Here is an 11,129-nt window from a genome sequence, read left to right as displayed (position 1 = left end):
CCATTGGTCAGCAGGTTGGTGACCACCTGCCCCAGCCGGGTGGCATCGCCCTGGACAAAGAGCGGTTTTCCCCAAGGAGTGAAGTGGAGCCCTTTGCCGAGGGCCTCATACTGGGGACGAATGGCTGCCACCGCATCCTGAATCAGCGCACCCAGTTCCAGGCGCTGGGTCTTGAGCTGGATTTTACCCCGGCTGATGCGGCTCACATCCAGCAGTTCATCGACCAGCCGGACCAGGTGATCCACCTGCTGATTGATCAGGCGCACGGTTTGCTGTTGCACTGGATCGGTTTCGTCTGTCCAGCTCAGCAGGCCCAAGCCTAGGCGGATGCTGGCCAGGGGATTGCGCAGTTCATGGGCCAGCATGGCCAGAAACTCGTCCTTGCGCCGGTCGGCGAGCCGAAGGGCCTCTTCCGCCTGTTTCAACTGGCTGATATCAGTGACGATGGCGACGATTCCAGTGATCTGCCGCTCATCATTCCAGATCGGTACGGTTACCACACGCGTCCAGATGGGACGGCCCTCATCATCCGTGTAAAGCATCTCCACACCCGGCACCACCCGCTCACCCCGCAACGCCCGGGCACTGGGGTATTCCTCCGGATGCAGACGACGGCCGTCCGGGTGATATGCCTGCCAGCGATCCTGGAGGGTGGGGTCGCGGGAGGGTACGATTCCCCTCGGCACAAAGCGCTGCATCTCCCGGTTAGCGAGCACCAGTTTACCGTTACAATCTATTTCGCCCACCCCCAGGGGCAGACTTTCAAAAAAAGCCTTCAGCCGCGCTTCACTGGCTTTTAGGGCTGCTTCGGCCTGCGCCCGTTCGATGCGGGGCAGCAGCCGGTTCATCACATCCGTCAGCAGGGCAATCTGGTCGGGCTGCCAGTCGTAGGCAATGGGAGAGAAGAAAGACAGCATCGATTTCCAGTTTTCCGCCTGGCGGTAAGGTAATCCTACATACGAACCAATGCCCAGAGCCTTGAAAGCCGGGCCCTGCACCCGTGGATCGGTTTGGGTGTTGGTAATCACCAGGTTTTCGCCCTGGTGGATCAAGTCGCTGGCCTGCCGGTCAAAGAATTCCCTTAAGTTGGCCTGCTGGGGAATGGGCCGGGGGTCTTTGGCCCATATGAAGCGCCGGGTGACCTCATCGGAATGGGGGAGAATCTGCCAGATGCTAAAGGAAGAAAGGGGCAAAACCGCCATCAGTTTCTGACCCACCAGGTCCATGATCTGATCTGGATCGGCTAGCTCCGAAATGGCGTCAATAATCTCGGCTAACAGGGCTTGTTGAGCCTGCTGTCGTTTGCGCTCGGAAATATCTTTGAAGACCACCGCAAACAAGCCGCTGCCAGCCTCACCAGCCGGGCCGGCATACACATCGTACCAGCGGTCTAAGGGGGCGGACTGGTTTTCAAACCGCAGGGTTTGGCCCTGAAGCGCCACCTGGCCAAAGGTTTCAATCCAGAAATCCTCCAGGCCGGGTATGGCTTGACGGGCCGTTTGGCCCAGTATCTTTTCGATACAAAGGCCTGTGATGTTCTCAAAAGCGGGATTCATTTCCAGAAAACGGTAATCCACGGGCTGGCCGGCTTGATCGGTTATGATCTGACAGAAGGCATAGGCCTCGTCAATGGAATTAAATAAGGTACGGTATTTTTGTTCGGATTGACGCAGCGCTTCTTCGGCCTTTTTATTTTCGGTAATATTGGCAAACAGCACGGCGACCCGGGGTGGATCATGGCCTTCGAGTCGAAAGGCATGGGTATCCATCCAGCGGTCGAGCGCCGAAAGGTAGACCTGAAAATGCACCGGCTGGCCTGTCAAGGCAACCTGGTCATAATAGGCCATTACCTGCGGTTCGGTTCCGGGAAGCGCTTCCAAAATGGTTTTGCCTACAACATTCTGAAGACTGCTCTGTTGCTCAAAGGCCGGATTGGTCAACAGGAAACGAAAATCGCTCGGGGTACCCGCTGGGGTAGGCACTTTTTCTAACAAGCAAAATCCCTGGCTCATCGACTCAAAAGCCGTTCGGTAGCTGGGAAGCAACGCATCGGATTGTCCGTTAGACATGGTTGTAGAGGGAGAAGTGCCGTGCAGTAAACTAACTATTGCTTAATTAGTTTTCCGGCGAGTCTTGATGGCTACAAGCGGTTATCGGAAGTTAATGATAGAGAACTCCAGTGGGTCAGTCTTTTCTGGTTCACAAATCGACTCTCATCAGTAATCGTATATTTGAATTAGCCCGGCTAAAAAGGCAGGAGAGTACGTTCAGCACTTCCGTCGGATTGATTGACTTTGCTACCATCAAAAGCCACTTCCCGCCAGCGGTAATTTTTCCGCAACAATAACAACCCTACGCAATGTAGAATGGCTTCACGATGGCTGCTTAATGAGGTGTCCGTTTTCAGACTGGAATTGTCCGTTTTTGGACAACCATACCGGTAAAAAGACTCAACAACGGTCTATATGAACGGATTGAAGCGCCTTTGCGGGCTGGCACTGGATTTGGTCGCTGTATCTCTTAGTCAAAGAGGCCCGTTTCAAATTATGTTTTTAGCCTCTTTGGGTTGCCTTACTACTCAATTAAGTAGCCGCGCTTCGGTTGCATGATGATTACATTCGGTACGAAGACTCCAATTTGTTAACCTTTTTATCAACGAGATCATGATCGCAAGCTACCTCAAAACGTCAGCACGCAACTTAAGGCGCAACAAGCTGTTCTCTTTCATCAATGTCTTGGGTCTGGCCATCAGTATGTCTGTCGGCTTGCTGCTGATCGCGTTCGTGCTTGATCTGCGCTCCTACGACCGGTTCCACCAGCATGGGCAGAGGATTTATCGCATCACCAACGTGCTGACTACCAGTCATGAACAAAGCCGTCTGCGTTCCGGCGACAAATTTGCCACCACATCCATAAAGACCGGAAAGCTAATCCGCCAGAAAGTGACCGGCATTGAAGAGGTGACAATTATGCGGAATGACTTTTCGCAGGATGCCCGGATTGGCGACAGGATTCTCCCGATCAAGGGCCTGTGGGCGGAACCCTCGCTGTTCAGGATTTTTACCTTTCCGATGCTGGAAGGCAACCCGAACACGGCACTGAAACATCCGTATTCGATTGTTCTTACCCAGACGACAGCGAAAAAGCTTTTTGGTAACCAATCTGCGCTGGGTAAAGTGATCCGGTTCGATACACTCGATTACCAGGTGACGGGTGTGATGAAGGACGTTCCCTTCTTTTCGCACCTCCGTTTCGAAGCGTTGGTATCACTGGCAACGGCCGGGCAGCTCAATAAGAACAACGACAACTTCGAAAAATGGACAAGTATGTCGTCGAACTACGTGTACCTGCTGCTGCCCGAAAATGCCGACATCGCTTCCATCCAGTCGCAGCTTGACGCCCTTGCAAAGGAGGAAAATCGCGTCGAAGCAAACACGCAGATCCAACTTGAGCTTCTTCCTTTATACAAGATTGTGGTCGGAGAGAGTCTCCGTCGCTCCGAGGGTGGTCCTGGCTCGGTGGGACCTCACATGCCGACGGTTGTGCTTTGGATACTCGGTGGGCTGGCACTCGTGGTGATCTTGTCGGCCTGTTTCAACTATACCAATCTTTCGATGGCACGAGCCATGCGCCGATTCAAGGAAGTCGGTCTTCGCAAAGCGATCGGTGCCGACAGGAGCCAGGTATGGCAACAGTTTCTGGTGGAGGCAATCCTGATCTCCCTGGTAGCCCTTCTGCTTTCCTGCTTCTTCTTTCTGGCCTTGCGGCCGCAGCTGATTAGCCTGGCTCCGGAAATGCAGCGTACGGTGAAGCTTGAGCTTACTCCCTCAATGATCATAGCCTTTATCGTCTTTTCGGTTACTGTAGGAATTATTGCTGGCCTGATGCCGGCCCTGTTCTTTGCGAGAGTCAGCGCTATTCATGCGCTCAGGAATAGCTCGTCGGTAAAACTATTCAACTATGTAATACTCAGACGCGCCCTGGTAGTGATTCAATACACCTTTACCCTGATCTTTATTACCACCACCGCCATCGGCTATGTGCAGTACAAAAACATTCTGACCTTCGACCTGGGCTTCAACACAGCAAATATTCTCAACATTCATATGCAGGGGAATAAACCGGATGCGCTTCTAAAGGAACTGAGCCAGATGCCCGAAGTAACGGCGCTGTCGCGGTCGTTGATTACCACCAGTGTCGGGAATGCTTGGGGTGGATTTATCAAATACAAAGACTCGCGCGACTCTGCCCTGGTAATGACCAACCACGTTGACGAAAACTACTTGTCGCTGCATGAATACAAGCTTCTGGCTGGAGGAAATTTTAGGACACGGCCCACTACCGCCGACGGTATCAGGGAGATCATCGTGAATCAGCAGGTTTTAAAACGATTTAACATCGCTGCCAACGATCCCCGGAAAGCCATCGGCGAAGTGATCACATTCAGTAATCCCCAGGGACTTAGACGCCCGATGACCATTGTTGGCGTCATAAAAGACTTTCACTATGGGAAGGTCGACAACCTCATTGGGCCGGTCGTTTTCCTGTTCTGGACGCCCCAGGATCCGGCTATCATCAATGCCAGAATACAAAGCAAAGACCTGCTGGCAACCCGAGCCAGGATTGAGTCGGTCTGGAAAAAGATCGATCGTGTTCATCCCTTTCGGGCTAAATTCTACGACGAAGAAATAGAAGAGGCCTACAGCGAATATTCTGCCATGATCAAGATCATTGGCTTCCTTTCATTGCTGGCTATTTCAATCGCATCAATGGGCTTGTTCGGCATGGTGGTGTTTACGACTGAAACCAGGCTGAAGGAGATCAGTATCCGTAAAGTGATGGGCGCCAGTGCGGGCAGCTTAATCTACTTATTGAGCCGCGGTTTTCTGCTGCAACTGTCCATAGCGACCCTCATCGCGCTGCCCGTAACGTACCTGTTCTTCGAAAACGTGGTGCTCACCCATTTCCCATATCATACTCCCGTGCAGATGGCCGAGTTGTTTGTCGGCTTGCTGGCGGTATTGCTGATTGCCTTCATGCTGATCGGATCGCAGACGATGAAGGCGGCCAAGCGTAATCCGGCGAAAGTACTCCAGAGCGAATAAAAGTTTCCGAGTACTTTATGTGGAGTAATTGGCGAGCCGATCCGTTGACACGTGTTCCGCTTTTGTTCTGGAACAATCAGACGGGTTTCTATGACCTGAACAAATATCAGCAGATGGGCCAATGCAGTAGTTTAACCCGAGACTTACCGGGGTAAAATCAGCCTGAAGGTACTTCCCTGCTGTTCCTGGCTTTGGACCGTCAGCGTGCCCCCGTGCAGTTCCACATACTGGCGGGCGATCACCAGTCCCAGACCGGTGCCCTGGATGGCGGTGGTGTTGCGAGCCCGGGAGAACGTCTGGAATAAGGTAGGCAGGTCCTGGGCGGGGATGCCAATGCCTTCGTCGATTACCTCCAGGACAACCATTTGATCTTCAAACCGAATCACTAGCCGGGGGTTGGTTTGGGAAAACTTGAAGGCGTTGGAAAGCAGATTGGTCAGTACATGACCCATTAACTTTTTATCCAGATTAACCCGGTATGAGGCACCGGCCACCGACACCTGGACCACCCGACCGTCCGGCTGGTGGCTAAAGTGGTCGGCAATTACCTGCTGACACAATTCCGATAAGTCAACCTGCTGGGGGGTAAATGCCACTCGGCCCGCTTCAATGCGGCCCATCGTCAGCAAGTCCGATAGCAGCCCATCCAGATGATGCACCTGTTGGCCAATAACCTTTAAGTGCTTTTCCAACACTGGCCCGGCGATTTCCGGTGGTTGTTTCAGGTACAGTTCCATTAAATCTGCACTGGATTGTATCGTTGTCAGGGGCGTCCGGAATTCGTGCGAAGCCGTTGAGACAAACTGCGATTTGAGCCTATTCAACTCCTGCTCCCGCTGCAATGCTTGTTGCAACGCCTGCTCGGCCTGTTTGCGCTCGGTTACATCCCAGGTCACACCAATAACCCGAACCGGAGCCCCTTGCGGGTTCCGCACCACCAGCGCCTGGTGTTCGACGTAGATCAGCCTTCCATCGGGCCGGATAATGCGGCTCACATTCGCCAGCCGGTCCTCGGGCGAGACATAGTGCGTACCGGCCAGAAAACTCGCCCGATCGTCGGGGTGAACCAGGTTTATATACTCCCGCAGGCTCCAGTCAGGTCCCTGGGGTTCAATACCGTGCATTTCCCATAGCCGGTCATCCCAGATCAGTTTGCCCTGCTCCAGATCATTCTCCCAGATTCCCTGGCCCACGGCCTGGGTGGCCAGCTCAAACCGCTGATTCAGGTTCCGTAACTGTTTTTCAGCCGCTTTCAGAGCGGATATATCCGTGGCAATACCCACATAACCCACCCGCGTTCCGGCTTCATCCTGCAAAACGCTGGCGGTCAATAGCACCGGTACACTAACGCCGGTCTGGGTTAGCACATGGCATTCGCCGTGGAAGTACTCGTGGGTGGCCAGCACCGGCTCAATTATTTTCCAAACGGGCCTGGCAGTCTGGCTGGCCTGAACGCCGATGAGGGCAGGCTTCTGGTCGGTTGATTTGGGGCTCATCCAAACCTGTCGGCCCAGCAGCTCGCCCTGGCCATAGCCCAGCAGTTTTTCACCAGCCGGGTTGGCCGTCTGGATCACACCATGTAGGTCGGTTGAAACAATGGCCTGACCGGCATGTTTAAGGATGGCCTGTTGCAGGGCGGATAACTGGCTGATCTGCCGGGTTCGATATCGAACCCGGCTTTCCAGTTGCTGGGTATAGGCTTTGAGCTGCTGCTCCATGCGTTGCTGCTCGAGGACAATGGCTAACTGACTGCCGACTTCCTGGGCAATCTGCTGGTATTCCTGGGTAAAGAAATGAGGGGTCTGCGCCAGCAGGATAAAGGCGCCGATGTACTGCTGCTGACTGAATAGGGGCACCACCAGCAGTGAGCGGTAGCCGCGCTGGTAGAGGAGCAGTTCGGGGGGCAAACCCGGCTGCTGGGGTTGTAATTGATCAATCACCCAGGGCTGGCCGCTGAGCAACGGTTCGATGTGAAACAGGTGGGCCGGCAGGTCCGATCCTATATGAATCGCCACCTTTCGGCCCACAAGCCAGCTTTTCGAGCGCGCCAGGCCCATTTCCTGATCAAACTGGTAGACGACCAATTGCTGGCAGGGAACCAGTTGGCGGGTGTGCGCCAGGGCGGTCATTTCGGGGCTCTGATCGCTCGAATGGCGGTCAAGCAAGGTCCGCTCGATGGCCTGTAGCCCCTCCAGGCGCAGGTTGACGCGGGTTAATGCCTGGTTAGTCAAGTGCAGCTCCTCATTTTTATCCTGAAGCTGTTGGGCTTGTTGCTGTAGGGACGTCTGGTCCAGATACATCATCAATACGCCCTGGTCGATGCGGGTTAAGTGCCCTTCCACCCGCAAATCCAGCCCGTCAGCCTGGTACTGCGTTTGATATTGCATGGAAACCCCCGTTTCCAGCACCTGTTTCAACCGGCCGAAGGTGCCAAGCCGGCGGGCTGCTGGATACAGCTCCAGCAGGTTTCGGCCCGTTAGATCCTCAACGGAAGACCCCAAGGTGTGGGCGTTGGCCGGATTGGTTAAGCCGTAGCGAAAGTCGACGAGATCGCCGACCGGATTATAAACCGGCTCAAACAGGACCAATCCCGCCGGCAATTGCTGGGCTATGTTTAACAGCTGCTGGGTTTGTTGCTCCAGAGCCAGCTGGGCCTCTTTGAAGGGGGTGATATCCGTTGCGGTAATGAGGAGTCCGTCGTATTGTTTGTCAATGGTGATATCGATCCAGCCGGTACGGTCTTGGCGGGTGTAGGGGTGTTCAAAGCGCAACGGATCGCCCATTTGCCAAACCTGGACAAAGCGGTTGAACAGACCCGAAGCTCGAGCGGAGGGAAACAGCGTGAGCATCGTCTGGTGTTCAAAAGCCTGCTGGCCGCGCCCCGATAGTTCGACGGCTTTTTGATTGACCCATGAATAGCGAAAGTCGACGAGCTGGTCATTTTCCAGTAGGGGAAGACAATGCAGCACGGCAATAGGAATAAGCTGCTGCAAACAGGCCACTTGCTGAAGCTGATAGGGAGAATCAATCGATGTCATACACTGTAAGGTGGTCAAACCCGAGGTGCTCAGGAAAGCCACAAACCTATTGGGCAAGAATTAAGCCAAAGGTTTCCGGTAAACGCTTAGGAGGCTCTGTGTATATTCTGATTCCGGATTCGTGAGTCGTTTGGCTTTTTGATAGACTGTAGCTAGCTAGATAGGGGAGAGGAGACTAGGGGACCCGTTCGATGCGTACGCAGTTGACGTAGGGTTCTACTCGCTCGAGCAGCTTGTAGATGTGGGGGTACACCTTGTTGTTCTGCAAATTACCTTCATACAACACCGGGGCGCTCAGCCGTCCATCCACCAACTGCTCGGCAATGTGCCAGTTGACCGCTTCCTGACTGGTGATATCCAGGTAATAGAAGCTCACCAGCAGATTACCTTCGGGTGTGCCCGTAAGCCGAAACTTTACCACATTTTTCATCCCCTGATTCGAGGTCATATCAATGCTTTTTTGTCCCACACAAATAATACGGAAACAATTAGACTACGAACCGGCCTGAAAAGTCTTTAAAATGATAGCTACCCCAGGCAGTGATGTATGGCGCAAGAAAAAAGCCCGGTTAAGGGCTTCTTTATAGTTAGGCTACCACTAGGATGGCTGGCCCAAACTCTTCAAAATGAATGGCCGAAGCGTCCACCCCCTCCGAGCGTAGGTAATCAAAATGCTTTTTGATGAATATACCGGGTCCACAAATGTAATAATCCGCCTGCGGGACAATGGCATCTTTCACTTTGCTCAGGTCTACATACCCTTCATAGTAGTTATCCTGCGTCTGGTCCTCAAGCTGGTCGTAAAAGGTATGCACCGACATGACACCATGACGATCGCTTAATTCGCTTACGGTGTCTTTAAAGGCGTGGACCTCATAGCCCCGACAGCCGTGAATCCAGGTGATGGGCCGGTCTTTCCCCGCCTGAATCAGATACTCCAGCATGCTCATAAAAGGCGTTAAGCCCACCCCTCCGCTAATGAATACCGCCGGGCTGGTTTTATCCATATCCAGGGTAAAGTCTCCGGCTGGAGGAGCCACTTCCAGGATTGCGCCTTCCTGAACCTGGTGGTGCAGCATGTTACTGACATACCCCGCAGGCCGCTGTTGATCGCCCGATTCTCGTTTGACGGAAATACGGTAATAATTACCATTGGGCGCACAGGATAGGCTGTACTGGCGGGGCTGAAGTACGTTCAACTCGGGCACAAACAAGCGCACGGTAATGTACTGACCCGGCAAAAAATCAGCCACCTTACCGCCATCAGTAGGATACAGGTAGAACGATGTGATTTCGGCTGACTCGCGCACCTTTTGCCGAACTACAAATGGACGCCAGCTGCTCCAGCCACCCTCTTTATCAACCGAACCCTGGTATAAATTCGCTTCGGCCCCGATCAGGATTTGGGCCAGTTGGTTATAGGCCGCTGTCCAGGCGTCCATCAACTCGGGGCCGGCTGCTTCGCCCAATACTTCACGGATGGACGCCAGCAGGTGCTTGCCCACAATGGCATACTGCTCCGGACGGATATCCAGACTGACGTGTTTATGGGCGATGCGGCCAACAGCCTGCGTTAAAACGCCCGGATTATCAATGTGCTCGGCATAGGCCAGCACCGACATGGCGAGTGCGGTAGGCTGTGCTCCGGTCCGCTGGTTGGCGCTGTTAAAGACGTTCTTCAACTCGGGGTTATGCGTCAGCATTCGATTGTAGAAGTAGGTCGTCAAGGCTACGCCATGCTCTTTTAAGACCGGTACGGTGGCCCGCACAAATTCTTTCTGTTCAGTTGTCATGCTATATAATATATTAATACCTTTTTATCTTTTAATGGCAAACTTAACCCCGGATCCAGAAAAGGACAAGAATATCTTTTAATTATTTTTACTTTTGTTTCAAAAACAATGGCAATCTTTTCAAAAACATGTGAATACGCGATTCGGGCCGTGTTTTACATTGCTCACAAATCCTCTTTGGGCAGTAAGGTGGGCATCAAGGACATTGCTGCCGGCATTGATTCGCCGGAGCTTTATCTGGCCAAAATTCTTCAGGATTTAAGCCGAAAAGGACTGATCAAGTCCGCCAAAGGCCCCAACGGTGGATTTTATATCGATGAGGCTGCGCGGGCAAGACCGCTGAGTGATCTAGTCGAAGCGGTAGACGGAAACGGTCTATTTTATGGTTGCGCACTGGGGCTCAAACAATGTTCGGAGATCAACCCCTGCCCCCTACACAACCAGTTCAAAGCGATCCGGGACCAAATTTATTTACTGCTGCATCAAACCACTCTGGGTGAATTCAATCAAGAACTACTGAAGGGCCTGCTTTCATTAAAGAAATAAAGTGGTTGGGCCGGGGCGTCGGTATCCAGTTGTATACTAAGGTAACCCAACTGTTTATTTTTATGGAGAGGGACCAAACCGCTCTATCGGTTCATGCCCTCACCAGACAGCCCGGCGGTATCTACTCTATGAACCGGCCCACAATCAGCGGTTTCCTTTAAGCAGGGTAAAAACTCCCGGTCAGGCAGGTTTAGTTTCCCGGCAACCGACTCAAGTAACCGTAATACCGCTAAAGCTATCGTAAATGTTATCGATCACTTATAGATATAAACATGGCATTGTTATTGCCTTTCCCTAGTGCCACGAGCTACTTTCCAACAACAGTGTAACTGAACAATTAGCGGCTTTTGCGCTGTCAGTGGGTTTATGGGAGCAAATAAAGCACGTATTATGATACGAAAAAGTTTGGTGATGATGTGGTTATTGGTGCTGCTTTCAGCGGTTATAGCCTTGTTTTGGTATAACGACTGGCTGTATCAGTTGCCTACGCCCGTCCCCGAAAATTATAAGCCGGTGAAAACCGGAACCGTGATTGCTTTACAGGACCGCCTGGCGTTACCGGCCAATAAACCCGTTCTCCTGCATTTTTTTAACCCGGACTGCCCCTGTTCACGGTTTAACAAGCCCCATTTTAAGGCACTGGTCCG

General features: G+C 52.8%; 7 protein-coding genes. 3 read left to right on the top strand and 4 right to left on the bottom strand.

Annotated features, from left to right (window positions below; all coding sequences use genetic code 11):
* The coding region (locus LX87_RS28195; protein ID WP_146624606.1) for a PAS domain S-box protein at window positions 1-2,069 on the bottom strand (2,069 nt) is incomplete at its 3' end.
* 594 nt (window positions 2,070-2,663) lie between these two features.
* On the opposite strand from LX87_RS28195, the gene LX87_RS28190 reads away from it, so the two are divergent.
* Window positions 2,664-5,105 carry an ABC transporter permease gene (locus LX87_RS28190; protein WP_111631643.1) on the top strand — a complete coding sequence of 814 codons (2,442 nt, stop codon included), beginning with the start codon at window positions 2,664-2,666 and terminating at the stop codon, window positions 5,103-5,105.
* Window positions 5,106-5,248: 143 nt separating this feature from the next.
* Here the strand turns inward: LX87_RS28190 and LX87_RS28185 are convergent, their stop codons facing one another.
* From LX87_RS28185 to hmpA, 3 genes are all read right to left on the bottom strand, one after another.
* Entirely contained in the window at window positions 5,249-8,143 is a 2,895-nt protein-coding gene (locus LX87_RS28185; protein WP_146624605.1) for a PAS domain S-box protein, read from the bottom strand.
* Between the two features lie 175 nt (window positions 8,144-8,318).
* Window positions 8,319-8,591 (bottom strand): hypothetical protein, encoded by a 273-nt coding sequence (locus LX87_RS28180; protein WP_111631641.1) that lies wholly within the window; start codon window positions 8,589-8,591, stop codon window positions 8,319-8,321.
* 139 nt (window positions 8,592-8,730) lie between these two features.
* Complete coding sequence (gene hmpA / locus LX87_RS28175; RefSeq protein WP_111631640.1) at window positions 8,731-9,936, bottom strand: NO-inducible flavohemoprotein; 1,206 nt, start codon at window positions 9,934-9,936, stop codon at window positions 8,731-8,733.
* Window positions 9,937-10,044: 108 nt separating this feature from the next.
* Between hmpA and LX87_RS28170 the strand changes: the two genes are divergently transcribed.
* Together LX87_RS28170 and LX87_RS28165 are read left to right on the top strand one after the other, a co-directional pair.
* Window positions 10,045-10,482, top strand: coding sequence for an RrF2 family transcriptional regulator (locus LX87_RS28170; RefSeq protein ID WP_111631639.1), 438 nt, complete (start codon window positions 10,045-10,047; stop codon window positions 10,480-10,482).
* A gap of 390 nt (window positions 10,483-10,872) precedes the next feature.
* Window positions 10,873-11,129, top strand: a 257-nt coding sequence (locus tag LX87_RS28165; protein WP_211325392.1) for a hypothetical protein, incomplete at its 3' end; no start/stop codon positions are given.

It is taken from the genome of Larkinella arboricola, assembly GCF_003259745.1.
Lineage (GTDB): Bacteria > Bacteroidota > Bacteroidia > Cytophagales > Spirosomataceae > Larkinella > Larkinella arboricola.
The sequence above is the reverse complement of the archived record's forward strand: the minus strand, read 5'-3'. Positions and strand labels throughout refer to the sequence as shown.

Bases quoted from the DNA above. Each gene is read 5' to 3' on its own strand.
- LX87_RS28170 (WP_111631639.1), top strand. From the start codon at position 10,045: ATGGCAATCTTTTCAAAAACATGTGAATACGCGATTCGGGCCGTGTTT.
- LX87_RS28185 (WP_146624605.1), bottom strand. From the start codon at position 8,143: ATGACATCGATTGATTCTCCCTATCAGCTTCAGCAAGTGGCCTGTTTG.
- hmpA (WP_111631640.1), bottom strand. From the start codon at position 9,936: ATGACAACTGAACAGAAAGAATTTGTGCGGGCCACCGTACCGGTCTTA.
- LX87_RS28180 (WP_111631641.1), bottom strand. From the start codon at position 8,591: ATGACCTCGAATCAGGGGATGAAAAATGTGGTAAAGTTTCGGCTTACG.
- LX87_RS28190 (WP_111631643.1), top strand. From the start codon at position 2,664: ATGATCGCAAGCTACCTCAAAACGTCAGCACGCAACTTAAGGCGCAAC.